Genomic DNA, 19498 nt, shown 5'->3' on the forward strand with positions numbered 1-19498 from the left:
CAACCACAGAGGTACGGCCCGCCCGAGGCACCCAACCCGCGCGGTACCGCAAGTGTCGCCCCCGGGCCGACGCCACCCCAGGAACCGTCCGCCGACCCTGGGACCCATGAGCACCGACACCCGGCCCCCGCTCGCCCACCGGCTGCGCGGCCTGAACCGGCCGATGGTGGCCGCGTTGACCGCCATCGCGCTCGTCCGGCCGCTGTTCTCGATCACCGGCCTGAGCGACGCCCTCGGCAAGCCCCTCACCCCCGTCCTCCTCACCGTGGTCATCACGCTGACGTGGATCCTCGCCGTCGGCCTCACCCGCGTACCCGAGCCGCTGCTGACGCCGGTGGCGGCCGGGGTGGCGTACGCGCTGGCCGCCCTGGTCGGCAGCGCCGTCCTCTCGCCCGTCCTCACGGGCGAGCTCCAGGGCCCTCTCGCCCAGCCGTACGCGATCGTCCCGCTCTTCCTCGTCAACGCCGCGTGGGGCGCGTTCTGCGGAATCTGCGCGATCGGGGTGCGGCGGATGCGGGGCATCCCCGGGTGACCGCGGGGACATCCAGCCCCCGCCCTACCCGATCCGCACCTTCCGCTCCTCACTCACCTGGTCGATCTCCGACACCCGCACCGTCACCTTCATCGTCCACTCCCCGGCGATGGGCAGGTTCAGCGCGCTCGTCCCCCAGTAGCCGCCCTGGTCGGTCAGTTCGGCGTCGATCGGGCCGATGTCCTGGGCCGGGAGGGCGAAGGAGAGGCGGATTTCGGGGACGGTGGACAGCAGGCCCTCGGAGTCGAAGACCACGGCCTGGACCGAGTTGTCGCCGGTACGGCCGGGGTCGAGGGTGACCTGCACCTTCCCTCGGCCGCCGGGGGTGCCGACGTCGAAGGGGACGGTGGTGACGGACGCGGCGGGCAGCCCGGTCGCCGGGGTCGCCGTCGCCGCCTCGGCCGCCGCGCGGCCGGGGAGTGTGCCGGTGAGCACCGTCGTGATCACCAACACCACGACACCGACGCCGACTTCGGCCAGCACGGAACGGCGCAGGCCGCGGCGGAAGGGGTCGTCCGCAGCCGGGGCGGCCTGCTCCCGCGGCGGCAGCGGCGGGCCCCCCACCGGCTCCGGCACCCGTTCCCGTACGACCGCCTCCGCGTCCACCGTCACCAGCCGTGCCGTCCACTGCCGCGAGAGCCATGCCGCCGCCAGCACCAGCACCACCGCGGCCAGCTTGGCGAGCAGGAGCTTGCCGTACGAGGTGTCGGTGAACGCGGTCCAGGAGCCGAGGCCGCGCCAGGACTGGTAGACGCCGGTGACGACGAGGACGCTCACGCAGGCGAAGGCGAGCCGGGAGAAGCGGGCGACCACGTCGGCGGACATGACCGAGGACGACCGGTACAGCGTGGTGAGCAGGGCCATCAGGCCGCCGAGCCACGCCGCCATCGCCAGGACGTGCAGCACGGAGGAGGTCATCGCCACCGGCACCTGGATCCCGGCGGACGCGTGCTCTCCGGCGGCCCAGGTCAGCGCCAGACCGACGGCGAGCGCACCGCCCGCCGCGGACCAGGTGCGCGAGAACGCCCCGTGCCGCAGCAGTCGTACGACGAACACGGCGGCCACCGGCAGCAGGGCCAGCCGGACCAGCAGCACCAGGCCCGGGCGGCTGGTCAGGGTGTCGCCGAGGGCCGAGGCGTCGAAGGCGGTCGCCGGGCCGGTGCCCGTCTCGTAAGGGGCCCGCAGCAACAGCAGCAGCAGCGTCGCTCCGAGCAGCGTCCACCAGCCCACCCACAGGGACCTGCGCAGCGGGCCGGTGTCCGGCGGGCGGCAGACCGTCACGAAGACGGCCGTGCCGATGAGCAGGGCGGCGGCGAGATAGGCGAGGTAGCGGGCGATGTTGTAGAGGCTGGCGGTCGCCGGGTCCTCGGCCGGCCCGGTGTCGACGGCCGGCGGGGTCGGCGAGGGTGTGCCGACGGAGAAGGTGAAGGCGCCGCCGACGGGGTGGCTGTCGGCCGACACCACCCGCCAGGCCACCACATAGGTGCCCTCGGCGAGGTCGTCGGGCAGGGTCACCCGGGCCGTGTCGGAACCGTCCGGTGCGTGCCGCGCCTTGCCGAGGTCCAGCCGCCGGTTGTCGGGGTCCAGGACGCGGAAGGAGTCCTTCAGCAGGCCCACGGACTCGGTGAAGGTCAGGGTGATGTGGCGGGGGGCCGACTTGAGGACGGTTCCGTCCTCGGGGTCGGTGGAGCGGAGCGCGGCGTGGGCCGACGCCGGTCCCGCGCCGCCGAGGAGCAGGACCAGCAAGGTGCCCAGCAGCACCAGCCCTTGAAGTCGCCGGCGTCCGCGTCGTCGACCTGCGCTGCGCTCACCGTCACACTCCACGTCAGTTCTCTCCGTCTTGGGATCAGCCGCCTTCTGGAGAGGTACGGACGAGGACTCGGGAACGCTCACCACGTGGGCCGCGCCGACACGCCTCCGTCCACGACCAGGTCGTGCCCGGTGATCCAGGACGCGAGCGGCGAGGCCAGGAACACGCACGCGTCGCCCACGTCCTCCGGCCGCCCCAACCGGCCCAGGGGCGCCGCCCCCTGCCACCGCCGCACCCCCTCCGGCCAGTCCCGCGCCAGCCCCTCCCGGGCGATCAGGCCGGGCGAGACCGTGTTGACGCGGATGCCGTACGGGCCGTACTCCAGGGCCGCCGCCCGCGCGTGTGCCACCACGGCCGCCTTGGACGCGGAGTAGTGGGCGTGGTCGACGGCCGGGTGGCCGGCCTCGATCGACGCGATGTGCGTCACCGAACCGCCGACCCTCCCCTCGCCCTGCTCCCGCATGACGTCGGCGGCCGCCTGTGTGCACGCGAAGACGCTCGTCAGGTTCGCGTCCACGACCGCCCGCCACTCGGCCGCCGTCATCCCGGGCAGGGCCCGGACCGGCTGCACGCCCGCGTTGTTGACCAGCGCCGACAGCCGCCCGCCGGCCCACTCGGCCGCCTCCCGGACCAGCCGACGGCACCCGTCCTCGTCGGTGAGATCCGCCCGCAGTACGACGGCCTTCCGACCCAGGTCCCGGATGCGGTCCGCCACTTCGCGCGCCGCCTCCATCGCCGTACGGCAGTGCACGGCGACCGCCGCGCCCTCCTCGGCGAACCGCAGCGCGATGCCCCGCCCGATGCCGCCGCCGGCCCCGGTGACCAGGGCGACCTGCCCCTCCAGCAGCCCCGTGGATCTCATGGTCGGCACAGTCCCGCGATCCGCTCGGCCTCCGCCGGATAACGCGCCGTCAACTCCCCCACGTCCCCGTGCTCGTAGTCCGCGAAGGTGAAACCGGGCGCCATCGTGCAGCCGAAGAAGGTCCACTCCCCGCCCGCCACGACCCGCCCGCCCATCCAGGTTCCGGCGGGGACGGTGAGCTGCGGCTGCTGGCCGGCGAGGATGTCCGGCCCCAGGACGGCCGTGCTCGACGTGCCGTCCGGGGCGAGGAGCAGCAGCTCCAGCGGGTCGCCCCGGTAGAAGTGCCAGATCTCGTCGTGGGGCAGGCGGTGCAGGGCCGAGAAGTCGTCCGCGGTGAGCAGGGCGACGATGGCCGTGCCCTGCGGTCGGCCGTCGGCGCGCTCGGGGCCCGCCCAGGTCTGCCGGAACAGCCCGCCCTCGCGAGGGATGGGTTCCAGTCCGTAGTGGGCGATGAGCTGGTCAGGCGTCACGCGGAAAGGTTACCTCGCGCTCCAGAAACGCCAGTTGGGCGTGCTTCTCCGGCAGATACACGTCCGGGATGTCGATTTCCGGCAGGACGACGGCCGGGCCCGCCGTGAAACCCTGCTTCAGGAAGCGGGCGATCGCCTTCTCGTTGCGCACGTCGGGGTCGACGACGATCCGCTTGCGGTCCAGGCCCAGCAGCACGTACGAGGTGACGGCGACCAGCAGCGCCGTCGACCAGCCGGACCGCGCGCCGCCCGGACCGGCGGGCGCCAGCAGCAGGTGGACGCCGATGTCGCCGTCCCGGACCTCGTAGCACTCGCTGACGCGGTCGGCCTCCGGCTCGTAGGTCTGCAGGAGCGCGGCCGGTTCGCCGTCCTTCACCACCAGGTAGGCGTGGTGGGTGTCGAGCGTGTCCAGGTGCGCGTAGATCTCCGCGACCTGGTCCTGGGTGAGGCCGTTCATGCCCCAGAAGGCGGCCCGCTCCTCGCTCACCCACGCGTGGACGACCTCCGCGTCGGCGTGCGCGTCGAGGGGCAGGACGCGGACGGTGCCGAAGCCGTCAATGGTCTGCTCGTGGACGGGCTCGCGGGTGGGGGCGTACACGTCAGACATCCTCGTTCTCCCTCTTCAGCTGCTGCCAGTCGGTGACGACCGGGACGAGATCTCCCCTGAGCCACAAGGGGAGTTGGTCGCGGTGGTGGGGCGAGCCGGGGACGCCCGAGGCGCCGAACGGGACCACCCAGAGGCTGTCCTCACGGCGGGCGAGGTCCCACACGTAACGGGCGGCGGGGCCGCGCGCGCTCAGGTCGGTCCAGCCGGGCACGGCGGAGGTACACAGCACACAGTCGTGATCACCGGACAGGCCGGGTTCGTCGTACGGCGTGTCGGTGAGGGCCCGCCAGGGGAACAGTCGGTGGGTGTCACCCCAGGTCCCGGACGCTTCGTGCCCGGCCACCTCCTCCACGGCCGCGCGCACGGTCTCCGCACGATCGATCCCGTACAACTCCTCGGCCCGCAGCAGGTGTTCGAGGGCGAAGCCGACGCGCGGGACGAGGCCCAGCCAGGGGAGGAAGACCTCCGGGTAGGCGGGCGGGGTGGTCAGCGCGGCGAACGCCGGGTGCGCCGCGAGATGTCGTACGACCGCACTGCGCACCGCCGCGTACACGGCGGCCTCCGTGCTGCTCGCGTCCATGTGGCGGTCCCAGCGCAGGAGGGTGTCCCTGATGGCGGCGGCCTCGGGGGTCAGACCGTCCAGCGCCGCCAAGTGGTCCAACAGGGGTACGGCGGAGGCGAGTCGGGTGTCCATGTGGATCGCCGGCATGTCCGCGGGCGACCAGTGGTCCTTCTCCGTCAGCAGGGCGGTGATGCGGTCGGCGCGGTGCGGCGGGGCGAACTCGACGCCGAGCGGGGCGGCGGGGCCGCGCTGGTTGGCCATCACGGCGATGCCGTCGGTGAGGCCGGCGTACGGCGTCTCGTGCCGGCCCTCCCACTCGTGGCCGGGCTCCCAGGCGGGCACCAGCCGGATGCGGTTGGCCTCGGCGCGCAGCGGCACCCGGCCCGCGACCCGGTGCAACAGGCCGCCCTCGGTGTCGGCGGCCTGGACCACGTTGACGGGTTCGGCCCAGGCGTCGAAGGCGCGGTCCACGTCGGCGACCCGGCGGGCCCGCAGCAGGGGGAGCAGGGCACTGAAGCCCAGGTCGTCGGTGACGCGGGGCGGGTAGCGGAGGCTGACGGCGACCGGGGTGCCGGAGTCCGGTACCCGGTCGTCCAGGCCCTCGGGCCCGCCGATGATCACCGGCCCCCGGTCCGTCTCGATCACCTCGACCTCGGCCGGCTCCTCGCCCGCCACCTCGACGGTCTCGGTGTGCCGGGCGGCGCGCCGCCAGACCCCGTCGGGGCCGAGGGCCTCGACACCGGCGCCGGTGCGCCGCAGCCGCTCGCGGTAGAGGTCCTGGTAGTCGGCCATGGCGTTGGTGATGGCCCAGGCGACCGTGCCGGTGTGTCCGAAGTGGGCGATGCCGGGGACGCCCGGGACGGCGAGGCCGACGACGTCGAACTCGGGGCAGGAGAGGTGGATCTGCTGGTAGACGCCGGGGTCCTCGATGAAGCGGTGCGGGTCGCCGGCGATGACGGCGTGGCCGGTGGTGGTCCGCTCGCCGCTCACCAGCCAGCCGTTGCTGCCGGAGGTGCCGGGGCCGTCGGTGGCGAAGAGGGCGACGGCGTCCGCGCCGAGGTGCTGGACGACCTGCTCCCGCCAGAGCTTGGCCGGGAAACCGGCGAAGAGGATGTGGGTGGCCAGCCAGACGCCGAGCGGGGTCCAGGGCTCCCAGCGGCCGGGGGCGAGGCCGGCCCGGGCGAACTCCGGCGCCGTGGCCCTGGCCAGCCCCTCGTTCACCCCGTCGACGTACGCCCGCACCCAGTCCGCCGTCTCCGGATCCCGTCTTTCCAGGGATCTGAAGCAGCGTCTGGCCGTGTCGTCGAGGCGGGCCCGTCTCGCGAAGCTGTCCCAGGCGAGGGCCTCGGTGCCGAGAAAGGCGGCCGAGGTGCCCTGCGCGCGGTGCCGCTCCACCTCCAGCTGCCAGGCCCGGTCGAGGGCGGTCACGCGGCCCTGGGCACGGGCGAGTGCACGCGCGCTGTCCGCGCGCAGGTGGGGAATCCCCCAGGCGTCGCGGTAGATCCCGGTGATCACTCTGTGCCCCCGCTTTCTTTTAGGTTAGGCTTGCCTAAGTGATTGGTGGGGGAAGCGTACGCGAAGGGTGAAGACGCGATGGGGCAGGGGCACGGCTGGGAGGGGGCGGTCCTCAAACTGCTGCGTGCGAAGGACTTCGGCCTCACCGTGACCGGCGCCGAGGACGTCACCGAGCACTACCGGCGCGTCCACCTCACCGACGGCGGCATGCTGGCCGTCACCGGAATCCACCCCACGATGTGGGTACGGCTCTGGTTCGACAACGCCGGCAAGCCCCACCAGCGCGCGTACACCCTCGTAGACCCGGACCCCGCTGCCGGCACCTTCACGCTGGAGTTCGCGCTCCACGACGGGTGCGCCAGTGACTGGGCGCGGGCGGCGAAACCCGGCGACACCATCGAGGCGACCGTGCACGGGACGGGCTTCCAGCGGCCCCAGCCCGATCCCACGCACGTCTTCGCGATCGGCGACCCGGCTTCGCTGCCCGCGCTCAACTCCCTGCTCGACGCGCTGGACACCGCCCCGGCGACCATCTGGTTCGAGGGCGCGGTGGACGGCCTGCCGTGCCGTGCCGACGCCACCCGCCACGACCTGCGGGAGGTGCCCCGACGGGACTCCGGCGCCCACCTGATCGCCGAGGTGAAGGCATCCCTGCCCGAGCTGCTCAGGGCCGGCCCGGAGCCGTACGTGTGGATCGCCTGCGACACGGCGACGACCCGGACCCTGTCGTCGTACGTCCGCAAGGAGTTGGGCGTGCCCAAGCAGCGGATGCACGCGCTGGGGTACTGGCGGCCCTGACGCCGAAGTGGGCGGCCCGCCCCCGTCCGCGCGATGATCGGGGCATGGACGTCACTCTTCACCTCGCCCAGGACCCCGAGGCCGACGAACTCCTCGGGCGCTCCCCGCTCGCCGCGCTGGTCGGGATGCTGCTGGACCAGCAGATTCCGATGGAGTGGGCGTTCAAGGGGCCCTCGGCCATCGCCCGGCGGATGGGCGCGGACGACCTGGACGCGCACGAGATCGCCGCGCAGGACCCGGAGGCCTTCGCGGCACTCCTGTCGGACAAGCCCGCCGTGCACCGTTACCCGGGTTCGATGGCCAAGCGCATCCAGCAGCTGTGCCAGTACCTCGTCGAGCACTACGACGGTAACGCCGAGCTCGTCTGGAAGGGCGTCGACGACGGGCGCGAACTGCTGAAGCGACTGCAGGAGCTGCCCGGGTTCGGCAAGCAGAAGGCACAGATCTTCCTCGCCCTGCTGGGCAAGCAGCTCGGCGTGCGCCCCGAGGGCTGGCGCGAGGCCGCGGGCGCCTACGGCGAACCGAAGTCCTTCCGCTCGGTCGCCGACATCACCGGGCCTCAGTCGCTGGCCAAGGTCCGGGCGCACAAGCAGGAGATGAAGGCGGCGGCCAAGGCGGCGAAGGCCGCCAGACAGTAGGCCCTTGGCCCAAGTGGGGGTCATGGGGCCAGGTAGCGGTCCGCCGATCGGGTGGATCTCGCCATTAGTGCGATGAACGGCATCGGTCTCACGGGGAGAGGACCTCCCGTGAGCACCGCACCGCAGGCCCCCCGTGTCCCTCGTCGGCATGCCTGGCCGCGGTTGCTCGTGCTGCTGCTCGCCCTGCTCGTGCCGGGCGCGCACGCGGGGGCGCAGGTGGTGCCCGTCGGCGCGGTGGCGGGCGAGGGCGGCGCGGCGGCCTTCGAGTACGACGCCTTCGACACCGTGCTGCGGCCCGCCCCTCGGGGCACGGCCCGCCCCGTCGTACCGCTGCGTCCCGCGCCCGTCCCGGAGCCGGAACCCCCGGCCCCGACCGCGCGCCCCCTGCCCGTCCCGCCGCGCGTCCCGCACGCCCTGCACGCCCTGCGCTCGGTGGTCCTGCGCTGCTGACAGAACCGGTCCGCTCCCCGGTTCATCAGTTCGACGCAAGGAACACAGCCATGCCGATCGACCCATACGCGGCCCTGCGCGCCCTGCTGCGCGCGGAAGCCGCACGCAACACGCCGAAGCCGCAGATGAAGGAACCGAAACCGCAGCGGCCCCCGGAGAAACGGGACCGCTGATCCGGCGGCGGAGGCGGGACCACCGCCTCCGCCGTACCGACCCATTTGGCTGATATGCGTCACAATCCGCGCGTACTTGCTCGTGCGGGCCGAGCGGGGAGGCTGCGCCCGGAGAGGCTTGCCCGGTAGGCTTTCCGTGTGATCTTCAAGCGCATCGGAAACGGCCGGCCGTACCCCGACCACGGCCGGGAAAGCACCCGGCAGTGGGCGGACGTCGCGCCGCGCCCGGTCCGCCTCGATCAGCTCGTGACGACCAAGGGCCAGCTCGACCTGGAAACCCTGCTCGCCGAGGACTCCACCTTCTACGGCGACCTGTTCGCGCACGTGGTGAAGTGGCAGGGCGACCTGTACCTCGAGGACGGCCTCCACCGCGCGGTGCGGGCGGCGCTGCAACAGCGCCAGGTGCTGCACGCGCGCGTACTCGAACTGGACTGAGCGACCTCGAACCGGACCGAGCGGCCCGCACGGACTGGTGTGACCGCCCGGTGAAGGCTTGGCCCTTTTGGGTTCTCCTGCGCGGCATCCAATGATCATCTAGTAGGCATCGCCGCCCAGGCGCACTACGCTGCGCCCATGAGCATGCTGACTCCCCAAGGCATGGGCCGCCAGTACCGGATCAAGGGGAACAAGTACCCCCGGATGCGCAGGTCCCGGCGGCGCGGCAGGCTCGCGGTCGGGCTGGTGGCCTCCGTCGCGGTCCTCGGGCTGATCGGCTGGGGCACGCTGCAGCTCATCGACGTCTTCACCGGCGGCGACAAGGCCACCGCGGCCGGTCCCAAGACGGACTGCGCCACGCGGGCGACGCCCTCCGCGTCCGGCAGTGCCGCCGCCGTGGTCGAGCCGGGCCGGATCACCGTCAACGTCTTCAACGCCACGCCCCGCAGCGGCCTGGCCAAGAAGACCGCGGACGAGCTGAAGAAGCGCGGCTTCAAGATCGGCGACGTGGGCAACGCGACCAAGAAGTACGACAAGAAGGTCGCCGGCACGGGGATACTGCTCGGCCCCGCGTCCTCCGTGAAGACCTCGCTGCCCGTCCTGGCCACCCAGCTCACCACGGCCGAGCGCCGCACCGACGCCACCCGCAAGGGCAACGCCCTCGACCTGATCATCGGCACCGGCTTCAAGGAGCTGACGAGCAGGGCGGACGCCGACAAGGCACTGGCCGCGCTGGCCGCACCTCAGCCGACGTCCACGCCCTCCGACAAGGCCTGCTGAGCGGTCGTACGACCTACTCGGCCGCCCCGTACAACCGGTCCCCCGCGTCGCCCAGGCCCGGGACGATGTAGCCGTGCTCGTTGAGGTGGTCGTCGACCGCGGCCGTGACCACCGTGACCGGGGTGCCCGCGAGTTCCCGCTCCATGATCTCCACGCCCTCCGGAGCGGCGAGGAGCACCACCGCGGTGACGTCGTCGGCGCCGCGCTTGATCAGCTCGCGGATCGCCGCGACCAGCGTGCCGCCGGTGGCCAGCATCGGGTCCAGGACGTACACCTGGCGGCCCGAGAGGTCCTCCGGCATGCGCGTGGCGTACGTGGAGGCCTGGAGCGTCTCCTCGTTGCGGATCATGCCCAGGAAGCCCACCTCGGCGGTCGGCAGCAGCCGCATCATGCCGTCCAGCATGCCGAGGCCGGCCCGCAGGATCGGCACGACCAGCGGGCGCGGGTGGGAGAGCTTGACGCCCGTGGTCGAGGCGACCGGCGTGGTGATGTCGACCTGTTCGGTGCGCACGTCGCGCGTGGCCTCGTAGGCGAGCAGGGTGACCAGTTCGTCGGCGAGACGGCGGAAGGTCGCGGAGTCGGTGCGCCGGTCGCGCAGCGCGGTGAGCTTGTGGGCGACCAGAGGGTGGTCGACGACGTGGAGACGCATGGGCCTAACAGTAGCCGGGCGCCCGTTAGCCCTTGTGCTGGCATCAAACCGCCCGTCAGAGGGAAAGTGGGAGGGATGTACCGGGGTGATGCGTACCAGGGTGGTGTGCCTATGACTGACCTGCCTGACCGCGAAACCCGAGAGGACACGTCGTCACAGGAGGCCGACGTCGAGCGCCGACGGCGCCGCGCCCAGTTCCTGCGCGACCTCGCCCAGGCCCGCGAACTGCGGGACCGCGTCCAGCCACGCCGCGCCAAGACCGCACGGCTGAGGCACGCGATGCGCATGCGGACGTTCCGCTGGTAAGACCCGGGTGAGGGCGGGGACACGCCGAAAGGGCTACGGAAAAGCTACGCCCGGGGGAAGATCACAGGGCGCGCGGGCGTTACTCCGGTGGCTGTGCGCGGGTGTCTGGAAAAGCCGCGTACGATCCGCTGTTGGCGGCGACGAGTGCGCTGGTGAGCCCTCCATGGACCCTCCGCGGACTCTCGACGCACACGCGATCGGCGGCAGCCGGACACACAGGGAGCCGAAGACGTCCCCTGAGCGCCTTGTTTCTGCCACGATTCCGAGTGGGTGGGGCTCGGAGCCCAGCTCTCCCCGCCCGCTACCTCCGCCGGGGGGACCCCCAACCGGCACGCCTATGACCAGTGGGAGAGTCACGGTGTACTTCGCCGCACTGCTCGCGCGCACCGAAGACGGGTGGGAAGCGAGCGACACAGAGCTCGACGATGTGGAGACCCTGTCGGATCTGGCCGACCTGGCCCGGGAAGCCTCTCCCGACGAGGACACGGTGCTCGTGCTGATCGAGCAGGAGGACGCCTGGTTCGGCGTCGTCCGCATCGACGGCGAGGAGGACCCTCGTATCTACGTGTCGGACGCCGCCGCCGCTGCCCGCAGCAGCTACGGCGAGATCCTGCTCACCGACGAGTTGCTCGGAAGGGAGCCCGGCGACGACGACGCCACCGACCTGGACGCCCTAGACCTCGACGGCACCGAGGACGGTGAGGACGAGGACGACGACGCCGAGGACGGCGGCTCCGCCGAGGCCGTGCCGCACGGTCCCGTCGGCGACGCCGAGATCCTCGACGACCTCGGCGTCACCGAGAAGGAACTGAAGTCGCTGTCCGCGGACGCGCTCACCGAGATCGCCGAGTCCCTGGGCGCCTCGGAGGTTCTGGAGACCGTCCGCTGACCTCGCCCGCCGCAGGACGGACACCGGACCCCGTACGCGACCGCTGGCGGGCCGCGATGCGGCTCGCCCTGGACGAGGCCGGGCGGGCCGGCGCGGATGTGCCCGTGGGTGCCGTCGTACTGTCCCCGGACGGTACGACCGTGCTCGCGGCCGGCCACAACGAACGCGAGGCCACCGGCGACCCGACCGCGCACGCGGAGGTCCTGGCGATCCGCCGGGCCGCCGCGCGGGTCGGGCAGTGGCGGCTGACCGGCTGCACGCTGGTCGTGACGCTGGAGCCGTGCACGATGTGCGCGGGCGCCCTCGTGCAGTCCCGGGTGGACCGCGTGGTCTACGGCGCCCGGGACGAGAAGGCGGGCGCGGCCGGCTCCCTCTGGGACGTCGTCCGCGACCGACGGCTCAACCACCGCCCCGAGGTGATCGAGGGCGTGCTCGCCGAGGAGTGCGCCCGGCTTCTCACGGACTTCTTCCGGTCCCGCTGACTTTCCGGCTGACTGTCCGGCTGACTGTCCTGTGGCCGTCGATCCCGCTGAATACCGATTTCAAACCACGCCCGACCTTGCTGTAAGGTCTCCCTCGGTAGCGTGTCCGAGCGGCCGAAGGAGCTCGCCTCGAAAGCGAGTGTGGCGCAAGTCACCGAGGGTTCAAATCCCTCCGCTACCGCTGGTAGATGAGGGGCCCGGTCCGTTGGACCGGGCCCTTCGTGATCTTCCGTCTCAGTCGATCGGCACGCCGCCGAGGGCGTCGCAGCTCAGACCCGGTGCCGTCGGGGCGTCGGCGCGGATGTGACCGTCTCCCGTCAGGACGTACTTCGTCGTCGTCAGGGCCGGACAGGCCCATCGGGCCGCGCGCGTGCGGCACGAAGGTGCTCCGCCCGCCATCGCCGTACGCGAGGACCTGGTGGCCGCGCGGGGCGCGAAGGATACACTCGCCGCCGGCAACAGGAGGCCCTACAGGCAACACCAGGCACAAAGGAGGCCGCGATGGCGGTGAACTCGAAGAAGATCGCCGTCTATGTGCTCGTGGTCTTCGTGCTCTACGTGATCATTACGGACCCGGCCAAGGCCGCCGACTACGTCCAGATAGGGTTCGAGGGCATATCGGACGCCGCCAAGGCCGTCGGCGACTTCTTCACCTGGCTCGCCGACGGGGCTGACTGACCAGGAGCACACATGATCCGCCACCTCGTCCTCTTCAAGCTCGACGAGGGCGTCGAGCGCGACGACCCCCGCGTGGTGAAGGGCGAGGCGGCCTTCCGCGCCCTCGAGGGCAAGATCCCCGAGATCCGCTTCTGGGAACTGGGCTGGAACATCAGCGACCGGCCCATCGCCTACGACTTCGCCATCAACTCGGGGTTCGAGGACGCGGCCGCGCTGCGGCGCTACGTCGAGCACCCGGAGCACCAGGCGGGCGTCGCGCTGTGGCGCGAGTTCGCCACGTGGGTGATCGCGGACTACGAGTACTGAGACTGCTCTCTTCGGAGCTTCGGAGCCCCCCGCCGGAATGGCGCGGGGCTCTTCTGCGTCTTATGCACGAACCTGCCCTCAACACGGCGATATGCGGTGCTTGCACACAGTGCACATGTCTTGTGATGCTATGACCGCTTTTGACGGATGAGTTGATGGATCACGAGGTGGAGTTGACCGTGCCGGCCAGTACTGCGCCTCAAGCGCCGCCCCAGCCGACGGCCGAGCCGGTCCCGGAAACCCCCGCGCCCGCCGCCCCCCAGCGCAGCCGCGGCGCCGACACGCGTGCCCTCACCCAGGTGCTCTTCACCCAGCTCAAGGAGTTGCAGCCGGGCACGCCGGAGCACAATCGGGTGCGGGGGGCGCTCATCGAGGCCAACCTCCCACTCGTCCGCTACGCCGCCGCCCGCTTCCGCTCCCGCAACGAGCCGATGGAGGACGTGGTCCAGGTCGGCACCATCGGCCTGATCAACGCCATCGACCGCTTCGACCCGGACCGGGGCGTGCAGTTCCCGACGTTCGCGATGCCGACGGTGGTCGGCGAGATCAAGCGGTACTTCCGCGACAACGTCCGCACGGTCCACGTACCGCGCAGGCTGCACGAGCTGTGGGTGCAGGTCAACAGCGCGACCGAGGACCTCACGACCGCCTTCGGACGCTCCCCGACCACCGCCGAGATCGCCGAGCGGCTGCGCATCAGCGAGGAGGAGGTGCTGTCGTGCATCGAGGCCGGGCGGTCGTACCACGCGACCTCGCTGGAGGCCGCCCAGGAGGGCGACGGGATGCCGGGGCTGCTGGACCGGCTGGGCTACGAGGACCCGGCGCTGGACGGCGTGGAACACCGGGATCTCGTCCGGCATCTGCTGGTCCAGCTGCCGGAGCGCGAACAGAGAATCCTTCTCCTGCGCTACTACAGCAATCTCACCCAGTCGCAAATCAGTGCGGAACTCGGCGTGTCCCAGATGCATGTCTCGCGGCTACTCGCACGTAGCTTCCAGCGGCTGCGATCGGCGAACCGGATCGACGCGTAAGGGCATCGACGCGTAAGGGCATCGACGCGTAAGGGCATCCGGATCGACGCGTAAGGGCATAAGCGCTACATAAGGACGATGCCCGTCGGGCAGTAACCGAATACGCGATCGACGGGTAACCGTTGCGAGCGAATCGCTCACCAGCACAGATCCCGACACCTCTGCGTCGAAAAACCGTCAGACCCCCTTCTTCCAGGGCGTATTCGCGTCTCGCATGTCGACATGTCACTACAGCGTGTTGCCGACATGTGACATTCTGCGGGAAGCGCGTTTGCCGGGGCTTCGGCGCCGGTATTCAGGTGGAGGCTGCGTTCCTGAAGTGGGAGCGTTCGCCGTGACCGTCCTCGCGACCCAAAGGGGGTGGCATGTCCGCAGACCAGGGCAGCTCGAAGGTGCTCACGCTCACTAAGAGCGAGGCTGCGCCCGACGCCGCGCTTGACGACGTTCCGGCCCTCGAGGCCGCGCCGGCCCCGGTACTCCCGACTTCGGGAGCCATCGACACCCGCACCCTGTCCCGCTCCCTGTTCCTGCGGCTCGCCGCACTCGACGAGAACAGCCCCGAGCGTGCGTACGTCCGGGACACGCTCATCGAACTCAACCTCCCGCTGGTGCGGTACGCCGCCGCCCGGTTCCGTTCGCGCAACGAGCCGATGGAGGACATCGTCCAGGTCGGCACCATCGGCCTGATCAAGGCGATCGACCGCTTCGACTGCGAACGGGGCGTGGAGTTCCCGACGTTCGCGATGCCGACGGTGGTCGGCGAGATCAAGCGGTTCTTCCGCGACACGTCGTGGTCGGTCCGCGTCCCGCGCCGCCTGCAGGAGCTCCGGCTCGCCCTCACCAAGGCCAGCGACGAGCTCTCCCAGAAGCTGGACCGCTCGCCGACGGTCACCGAACTCGCCGCCGTACTCGGAGTCTCCGAGGAGGACGTCGTCGACGGCCTCGCGGTCGGCAACGCGTACACGGCCTCGTCCCTCGACTCCCCGGCCCCCGAGGACGACGGCGGCGAGGGCTCCCTCGCGGACCGCCTCGGGTACGAGGACAGCGCCCTGGAGGGCGTGGAGTACAGGGAGTCCTTGAAGCCCCTCCTCGCCAAGCTCCCGCCCCGCGAGCGCCGCATCATCATGCTGCGCTTCTTCGCCAACATGACCCAGTCGCAGATCGGCGAGGAGGTCGGCATCTCCCAGATGCACGTCTCCCGGCTGCTGACCCGGACGCTGTCGCAGCTGCGCGAGGGCCTCATCTCCGACTGACGGAAGCACGGCACGAGGCTTCCCATTTGACGGAGCGTCAGCCACCATGGCGCGATGCTTCGATCAACGTGGACGCATGGCCGCCGGAGCGCCCTGATCGGCGCGTCGGCGGCCGTCGTCTGTCTGGGCGGAGCGCTGGCGGCCTGCGGAGGTGGCGGTGACGGCGGCTACGTCGCCACCGGGGCGGCGGGCGGGCCCCCTCGGGCGTCGGGTACGGCGGTGACTCCGACGGGGGCGGTCACGCTGGTGCCGCTCGACGAGGAGCCGACCGAGCCGACGGCGAGCGCGGCTCCCCGTGCGCCCGCCCAGGGCGGTACATCGGAGAGCGCTCAGGAAACCGGCCCGTCCGACTCGTTCTCGTTCAGCAGCCCACCGCGCCCTTCGGCCGAGGGCGCCGAGTCCGGTCGTACGACACCGAGACCATCACCTTCGCCGACGGCGCCCACCGCCAGCCCCACGGCACGACCCGGGGGCCCCGCCGACCTGACCGTGAGCGCGCCCGCACGAAAGCCCACGGACAAGCGGTGGTGCGAGGACGTGACCGTCGCCTTCCACAACACCGGGGGATCGGCGGTACGTTCGGGCACGATCACCTTCGCCACACACGTCATCGGCGCACTCGGCGTCGACTGGGCGACGATCGAGTCCACCGAGAAGCTCCCGGCACCGATCGAGGCCGGCGCGCGGAAGGAGAAGACCTGGACGGTGTGCGTCGAGGCGTGGCGCGTGCCGCTGGGCATGCGGGTGGAGACGCGGGACGTAGCCGTTCGGTGGGAGTAGCGGCCCTACTTCAGCGCCAGCCACGCCACCGCCGCCACAACCGCGACGGCGACGACAACGCCGATGATCAGCCCCACACGCGGCCCCGACGAAGCCGCCGCCTGCTGTCGGCCCTGTCGGCCCTGCGGGCCCTCGTCGACGAACGCGCGGAACATCTGGGTGCTGCCTGCGGGGTCCTGGTTGCCCTGGGGGCCCTGGGTGTTAGCCATGCCCCGAGACACTAGCGAATCCGGGGGTGTGGCCCAAGTGGGGGCCGGGGCTCCGGGTCAGTGAGGGTCACCTGCGCATTTACGGTCGCAATACTTGCCTTTGCCAAGTTTTTATGCCGTGCCTACCTCCTTTTATTTGCCTGTAGCAACCAAGCTCCCCTACGGTTGCCCTAAGCAACGAACGCGGGAGGTGTGATGGCCGAGCAGGCGCAGTACGAGGAGCTGATCCGTCAGTTCAGCGCCTTCGGGGCCGTGAAGAGGGAGTTGGGGCGTCTTCTGCCGTCCGACTGTTCCAGCGGTTCCGCCACCGTGCTGACGATCCTGACCCGCCACGGAGACATGCGCATGAGCAAGCTGGCCGAGCTGCTCGCCGTGGACATGTCGGTCACCAGCCGCCAAGTCGCCCACATCGTCGACCGCGGCTGGATCGAGCGCTCCCCCGACCCGGCGGACAAGCGCTCGCGCATCCTGCGCCTCACGCCCGCGGGCCGGGAGCAGATGGACGAGTTGTCCCGGCGGACCACGCGGATGCTCGCCGAGCGGCTGAGCGACTGGAGTGACGACGAGATCACCGAGCTCACCCGGTTGATGGCGCGGCTGCGGGCCAGCTTCGACGACTGCCGGTCCGCGCCGGCCGGGCCGCCCACCGAACCCGCGCTCGAACAGTCCACCCGTACACCCGCGACACCCGCGATCACCAAGTAAGAGAAGGAAGCCCATGGCAACGACCACACCAACCGGTGTGCGGGCACACGCCAAGCACGGGGGAGGCTCCTCGGGACCCTCCGACGGCGCTCCTATGACGCACCGGCAGATACTGGAAGCGCTCACCGGGCTGCTGCTCGGCATGTTCGTCGCGATCCTGTCGTCGACGATCGTGTCCAACGCCCTGCCCGACATCATCGGCGACCTCGGCGGCGGCCAGAGCGCCTACACCTGGGTCGTGACCGCGTCCCTGCTGACGATGACGGCGTCCACGCCGCTGTGGGGCAAGCTGGCCGACCTCTTCTCCAAGAAGCTGCTCGTTCAGCTGGCGCTCGTCATATTCGTGGCCGGCTCGGCCGCGGCCGGACTGTCCCAGAACACGGGCATGCTCATCGGCTTCCGTGCGGTCCAGGGCATCGGCATGGGCGGTCTGACGGCCCTCGCCCAGATCATCATGGCCGCGATGATCTCCCCGCGGGAGCGCGGCCGGTACAGCGGCTACCTGGGCGCCACCTTCGCCACCGCGATGGTCGGCGGCCCGCTGATCGGCGGTGTCATCACCGATACCAGCTGGCTCGGCTGGCGCTGGTGCTTCTACGTCGGCGTGCCCTTCGCCGTCATCGCCCTGATCGTGCTGCAGAAGACCCTGCACCTGCCGGTGCTCAAGCGGAACGTGAAGGTCGACTGGGGCGGTGCCTTCTTCATCACCGCCGCGGTCAGCCTGCTGCTGGTCTGGGTGACCTTCGCCGGTGACAAGTACGACTGGCTGTCCACCGAGACGTACGCCATGGTCGGCGGGTCGCTCGTGCTGTTCGCCCTGTTCGTGCTCGTCGAGTCCAAGGCGAGCGAACCGATCATCCCGCTGCGGCTGTTCCGCAACCGCACCATCACGCTGGCCTCCGCGGCCTCGCTCTTCGTCGGCGTCGCGATGTACGTGGGCATGATCTTCTTCAGCCAGTACTTCCAGGTGGCCCGGGGCGAGTCGCCGACCATGTCCGGCGTCCTGACCATCCCGATGATCGCGGGTCTGGCCATCGCCTCGACCGTCTCGGGGCAGTTCATCTCCCGGACCGGGCGGTGGAAGGGCTGGCTGCTGGCCGGTGGTCTGCTGCTCGCCGCGGGGATGGGGCTGCTGGGCACCATCCGGTACGACACGGAGTACTGGCACATCGGGATCTTCATGGCGCTGCTGGGCCTCGGCGTCGGCATGATGATGCAGAACCTCGTGCTGTGCACCCAGAACCAGGTGGAGCCGGGCGACCTGGGCGCCGCCAGCTCCACGGTGGCCTTCTTCCGCACGCTGGGCAGCGCGGTCGGCGTCTCCGCGTTCGGCGCGGTGCTCAGCCACCGGATCACGGACCACCTCAAGGACGGCCTCGCCACCCTCGACCCGAAGTACGCGGCCGGGCTGTCCGGTTCCGGCGGCTCCTCCGACAGCATCCCGGACGTGAGCGCGCTGCCCGGGCCGCTGCGCACGGTCGTGGAGAGCGCCTACGGGCACGGCATCGCGGACGTGTTCCTGTACGTCGCCCCGGTCGCGCTGGTCGCCCTGTTCATCTGCCTGTTCATCAAGGAGGTTCCGTTGCGGACGAAGGGCGCGCTGGCGCAGGCGGCCGAGCAGAAGGCGCAGGACACGGCTCGCGCGGAGGCCGCCCCGGCCGTCGCCGAGGCTCCGGCTCCGGCTCCGGCTGAGGAGCGGGTGCCTAGCTGGGCCGTGGCGAACACCGAGACCGCCGCCGAGGGCACCGACACGCAGCGGCTCACGGCCGTCGCCACGGTGGCCCCTCCCGGCGAGTCCTCCGGCGGCATCCCCGTACGGGGTTTCGTCCGCGGCGCCGAGAGCGCACCCGTGCCGCAGGCCGCCGTCACGCTGATCTCGCTCGCGGGCCGGCAGCTGGGCCGGTCGGTGGCACAGGCCGACGGCTCCTACGCGGTGGACGCGCCGGGCACGGGATCGTACGTCCTGATCGCCTCCGCCGACGGGTTCCAGCCGCAGGCGTCCACCGTGGTGGTGAACGGTGAGCCGGTGTCGTACGACATCCTGCTCAGCGGCACCAGCGGGCTGAGCGGGCTGGTCCGGGCGGTGGAGACGGGCGGGCCCGTCAAGGACGCGATGGTGATCGTGACCGATGTGCGCGGGGATCTGCTGGCCACCGGGACCACCGGTGAGCAGGGCGAGTTCTCCTTCGCCGAGCTGGTTCCGGGGGCGCTGACCGTCGCCGTGAACGCCGCCGGGGTCCGGCCGCGCGCCCTGCCCGTCGAGGTGAGCGGCACCGGAGTGACCCGGATCGAGATCGACCTCGACTCCGGCGCCCGGCTCCAGGGCGTCGTACGAGCGCCGTACGGGCCCCTCGCCGACGCCCGCGTGACGCTGGTCGACGCGGCGGGCAACGTGGTCGGCACGGCCACGACCGGGGCGGACGGGGCGTACGCCTTCACCGACCTGGACGGTGGCGAGTACACCGTCATCGCGACCGGCTACCCGCCGGTGGCGACCGCGCTGACGGTGAACGGCCGCGGAGTCGACGACCACGACATCGAACTCGCCCACCCCGGCGAGTGATCCGGACCCCGGCCC

The 19498-nt window shown here is 71.4% G+C and carries 24 protein-coding genes and 1 tRNA gene; 18 read left to right on the plus strand and 7 right to left on the minus strand.

Annotated elements, in window-relative coordinates; genetic code table 11:
* Positions 1–106: 106 nt before the first annotated feature.
* Positions 107–532, plus strand: coding sequence for a hypothetical protein (locus CLM62_RS07110; RefSeq protein WP_095748988.1), 426 nt, complete (start codon positions 107–109; stop codon positions 530–532).
* Positions 533–556: 24 nt separating this feature from the next.
* Here the strand turns inward: CLM62_RS07110 and CLM62_RS07115 are convergent, their stop codons facing one another.
* From CLM62_RS07115 to CLM62_RS07135, 5 genes are all read right to left on the minus strand, one after another.
* Positions 557–2293, minus strand: a complete 1737-nt coding sequence (locus CLM62_RS07115; protein ID WP_095748989.1) for a copper resistance CopC/CopD family protein — start codon at positions 2291–2293, stop codon at positions 557–559.
* Between the two features lie 128 nt (positions 2294–2421).
* Complete coding sequence (locus CLM62_RS07120) at positions 2422–3204, minus strand: SDR family NAD(P)-dependent oxidoreductase (protein WP_095749042.1); 783 nt, start codon at positions 3202–3204, stop codon at positions 2422–2424.
* Complete coding sequence (locus CLM62_RS07125; protein WP_095748990.1) at positions 3201–3674, minus strand: cupin domain-containing protein; 474 nt, start codon at positions 3672–3674, stop codon at positions 3201–3203. The genes CLM62_RS07120 and CLM62_RS07125 overlap by 4 nt, the downstream gene beginning before the upstream one ends.
* A complete protein-coding gene (locus tag CLM62_RS07130; protein WP_095748991.1) occupies positions 3664–4281 on the minus strand; it encodes a GNAT family N-acetyltransferase in 618 nt (205 codons plus the stop codon). The genes CLM62_RS07125 and CLM62_RS07130 overlap by 11 nt, the downstream gene beginning before the upstream one ends.
* On the minus strand, positions 4274–6358 hold the full coding sequence (locus CLM62_RS07135) for a penicillin acylase family protein (protein WP_095748992.1): 2085 nt from the start codon (positions 6356–6358) through the stop codon (positions 4274–4276). The genes CLM62_RS07130 and CLM62_RS07135 overlap by 8 nt, the downstream gene beginning before the upstream one ends.
* Positions 6359–6436: 78 nt before the next feature.
* On the opposite strand from CLM62_RS07135, the gene CLM62_RS07140 reads away from it, so the two are divergent.
* From CLM62_RS07140 to CLM62_RS07160, 6 genes are all read left to right on the plus strand, one after another.
* Positions 6437–7156 carry a siderophore-interacting protein gene (locus tag CLM62_RS07140; protein ID WP_095748993.1) on the plus strand — a complete coding sequence of 240 codons (720 nt, stop codon included), beginning with the start codon at positions 6437–6439 and terminating at the stop codon, positions 7154–7156.
* Positions 7157–7200: 44 nt separating this feature from the next.
* Positions 7201–7794, plus strand: a complete 594-nt coding sequence (locus CLM62_RS07145; RefSeq protein ID WP_095748994.1) for an HhH-GPD-type base excision DNA repair protein — start codon at positions 7201–7203, stop codon at positions 7792–7794.
* Between the two features lie 108 nt (positions 7795–7902).
* Positions 7903–8244: a hypothetical protein gene (locus CLM62_RS49830; protein WP_095748995.1), complete on the plus strand. Its 342-nt coding sequence runs from the start codon at positions 7903–7905 to the stop codon at positions 8242–8244.
* A gap of 50 nt (positions 8245–8294) precedes the next feature.
* A complete protein-coding gene (locus CLM62_RS51160) occupies positions 8295–8417 on the plus strand; it encodes a hypothetical protein (RefSeq protein WP_257003700.1) in 123 nt (40 codons plus the stop codon).
* A gap of 138 nt (positions 8418–8555) precedes the next feature.
* Complete coding sequence (locus tag CLM62_RS07155; RefSeq protein WP_003999914.1) at positions 8556–8852, plus strand: type II toxin-antitoxin system VapB family antitoxin; 297 nt, start codon at positions 8556–8558, stop codon at positions 8850–8852.
* Between the two features lie 138 nt (positions 8853–8990).
* Positions 8991–9632, plus strand: a complete 642-nt coding sequence (locus tag CLM62_RS07160) for a LytR C-terminal domain-containing protein (RefSeq protein ID WP_257003701.1) — start codon at positions 8991–8993, stop codon at positions 9630–9632.
* Between the two features lie 13 nt (positions 9633–9645).
* On the opposite strand, the gene upp is transcribed toward CLM62_RS07160, so the two are convergent.
* Positions 9646–10281: a uracil phosphoribosyltransferase gene (gene upp / locus CLM62_RS07165; protein ID WP_095748997.1), complete on the minus strand. Its 636-nt coding sequence runs from the start codon at positions 10279–10281 to the stop codon at positions 9646–9648.
* 111 nt (positions 10282–10392) lie between these two features.
* On the opposite strand from upp, the gene CLM62_RS07170 reads away from it, so the two are divergent.
* The 9 genes from CLM62_RS07170 to CLM62_RS07210 all read left to right on the plus strand — a co-directional run bounded on the left by CLM62_RS07170 (position 10393) and on the right by CLM62_RS07210 (position 16006).
* Positions 10393–10587: a hypothetical protein gene (locus CLM62_RS07170; RefSeq protein WP_179381982.1), complete on the plus strand. Its 195-nt coding sequence runs from the start codon at positions 10393–10395 to the stop codon at positions 10585–10587.
* A 358-nt stretch (positions 10588–10945) separates the two neighbouring features.
* A complete protein-coding gene (locus CLM62_RS07175; protein ID WP_095748998.1) occupies positions 10946–11476 on the plus strand; it encodes a hypothetical protein in 531 nt (176 codons plus the stop codon).
* 56 nt (positions 11477–11532) lie between these two features.
* Positions 11533–11958 carry a tRNA adenosine(34) deaminase TadA gene (tadA, locus tag CLM62_RS07180; RefSeq protein WP_253267022.1) on the plus strand — a complete coding sequence of 142 codons (426 nt, stop codon included), beginning with the start codon at positions 11533–11535 and terminating at the stop codon, positions 11956–11958.
* 96 nt (positions 11959–12054) lie between these two features.
* Positions 12055–12139: transfer RNA gene (locus tag CLM62_RS07185), tRNA-Ser, on the plus strand.
* Between the two features lie 320 nt (positions 12140–12459).
* Positions 12460–12636, plus strand: coding sequence for a hypothetical protein (locus tag CLM62_RS49840; protein WP_095749000.1), 177 nt, complete (start codon positions 12460–12462; stop codon positions 12634–12636).
* A 12-nt stretch (positions 12637–12648) separates the two neighbouring features.
* Positions 12649–12942 (plus strand): Dabb family protein, encoded by a 294-nt coding sequence (locus tag CLM62_RS07195; protein ID WP_095749001.1) that lies wholly within the window; start codon positions 12649–12651, stop codon positions 12940–12942.
* 155 nt (positions 12943–13097) lie between these two features.
* Positions 13098–13973, plus strand: coding sequence for an RNA polymerase sigma factor SigF (locus CLM62_RS07200; RefSeq protein WP_179381984.1), 876 nt, complete (start codon positions 13098–13100; stop codon positions 13971–13973).
* Between the two features lie 365 nt (positions 13974–14338).
* Positions 14339–15226 (plus strand): RNA polymerase sigma factor SigF, encoded by an 888-nt coding sequence (locus CLM62_RS07205; protein ID WP_095749002.1) that lies wholly within the window; start codon positions 14339–14341, stop codon positions 15224–15226.
* 54 nt (positions 15227–15280) lie between these two features.
* The gene (locus tag CLM62_RS07210; protein WP_095749003.1) at positions 15281–16006 is read left to right on the plus strand and encodes a hypothetical protein; all 726 of its coding nucleotides are present in this window, start codon (positions 15281–15283) and stop codon (positions 16004–16006) included.
* A 5-nt stretch (positions 16007–16011) separates the two neighbouring features.
* Here the strand turns inward: CLM62_RS07210 and CLM62_RS07215 are convergent, their stop codons facing one another.
* A complete protein-coding gene (locus CLM62_RS07215; RefSeq protein WP_095749004.1) occupies positions 16012–16215 on the minus strand; it encodes a hypothetical protein in 204 nt (67 codons plus the stop codon).
* Between the two features lie 195 nt (positions 16216–16410).
* Between CLM62_RS07215 and CLM62_RS07220 the strand changes: the two genes are divergently transcribed.
* Both CLM62_RS07220 and CLM62_RS07225 read left to right on the plus strand, forming a co-directional pair.
* Positions 16411–16920, plus strand: coding sequence for a MarR family winged helix-turn-helix transcriptional regulator (locus CLM62_RS07220; RefSeq protein WP_095749005.1), 510 nt, complete (start codon positions 16411–16413; stop codon positions 16918–16920).
* 13 nt (positions 16921–16933) lie between these two features.
* Positions 16934–19483 carry an MFS transporter gene (locus CLM62_RS07225; RefSeq protein ID WP_179381985.1) on the plus strand — a complete coding sequence of 850 codons (2550 nt, stop codon included), beginning with the start codon at positions 16934–16936 and terminating at the stop codon, positions 19481–19483.
* The last annotated feature ends 15 nt before the right edge of the window (positions 19484–19498 follow it).

Origin of the sequence: Streptomyces sp. SA15 (genome assembly GCF_002291145.1) — a bacterium.
In the GTDB taxonomy this organism is placed as follows: Bacteria; Actinomycetota; Actinomycetes; order Streptomycetales; family Streptomycetaceae; genus Streptomyces.

What these genes read in the sequence shown, in the direction of transcription:
- CLM62_RS49840 (WP_095749000.1), top strand. Translation starts at nt 12,460, where the DNA reads ATGGCGGTGAACTCGAAGAAGATCGCCGTCTATGTGCTCGTGGTCTTC.
- CLM62_RS07200 (WP_179381984.1), top strand. Translation starts at nt 13,098, where the DNA reads ATGGATCACGAGGTGGAGTTGACCGTGCCGGCCAGTACTGCGCCTCAA.
- CLM62_RS07225 (WP_179381985.1), top strand. Translation starts at nt 16,934, where the DNA reads ATGGCAACGACCACACCAACCGGTGTGCGGGCACACGCCAAGCACGGG.
- CLM62_RS07145 (WP_095748994.1), top strand. Translation starts at nt 7,201, where the DNA reads ATGGACGTCACTCTTCACCTCGCCCAGGACCCCGAGGCCGACGAACTC.
- CLM62_RS07110 (WP_095748988.1), top strand. Translation starts at nt 107, where the DNA reads ATGAGCACCGACACCCGGCCCCCGCTCGCCCACCGGCTGCGCGGCCTG.
- CLM62_RS07130 (WP_095748991.1), bottom strand. Translation starts at nt 4,281, where the DNA reads ATGTCTGACGTGTACGCCCCCACCCGCGAGCCCGTCCACGAGCAGACC.
- CLM62_RS07170 (WP_179381982.1), top strand. Translation starts at nt 10,393, where the DNA reads ATGACTGACCTGCCTGACCGCGAAACCCGAGAGGACACGTCGTCACAG.
- CLM62_RS07120 (WP_095749042.1), bottom strand. Translation starts at nt 3,204, where the DNA reads ATGAGATCCACGGGGCTGCTGGAGGGGCAGGTCGCCCTGGTCACCGGG.
- CLM62_RS07215 (WP_095749004.1), bottom strand. Translation starts at nt 16,215, where the DNA reads ATGGCTAACACCCAGGGCCCCCAGGGCAACCAGGACCCCGCAGGCAGC.
- CLM62_RS51160 (WP_257003700.1), top strand. Translation starts at nt 8,295, where the DNA reads ATGCCGATCGACCCATACGCGGCCCTGCGCGCCCTGCTGCGCGCGGAA.
- CLM62_RS07160 (WP_257003701.1), top strand. Translation starts at nt 8,991, where the DNA reads ATGAGCATGCTGACTCCCCAAGGCATGGGCCGCCAGTACCGGATCAAG.
- CLM62_RS07205 (WP_095749002.1), top strand. Translation starts at nt 14,339, where the DNA reads ATGTCCGCAGACCAGGGCAGCTCGAAGGTGCTCACGCTCACTAAGAGC.
- CLM62_RS07140 (WP_095748993.1), top strand. Translation starts at nt 6,437, where the DNA reads ATGGGGCAGGGGCACGGCTGGGAGGGGGCGGTCCTCAAACTGCTGCGT.
- CLM62_RS07220 (WP_095749005.1), top strand. Translation starts at nt 16,411, where the DNA reads ATGGCCGAGCAGGCGCAGTACGAGGAGCTGATCCGTCAGTTCAGCGCC.
- CLM62_RS07210 (WP_095749003.1), top strand. Translation starts at nt 15,281, where the DNA reads ATGCTTCGATCAACGTGGACGCATGGCCGCCGGAGCGCCCTGATCGGC.
- tadA (WP_253267022.1), top strand. Translation starts at nt 11,533, where the DNA reads ATGCGGCTCGCCCTGGACGAGGCCGGGCGGGCCGGCGCGGATGTGCCC.
- upp (WP_095748997.1), bottom strand. Translation starts at nt 10,281, where the DNA reads ATGCGTCTCCACGTCGTCGACCACCCTCTGGTCGCCCACAAGCTCACC.
- CLM62_RS07195 (WP_095749001.1), top strand. Translation starts at nt 12,649, where the DNA reads ATGATCCGCCACCTCGTCCTCTTCAAGCTCGACGAGGGCGTCGAGCGC.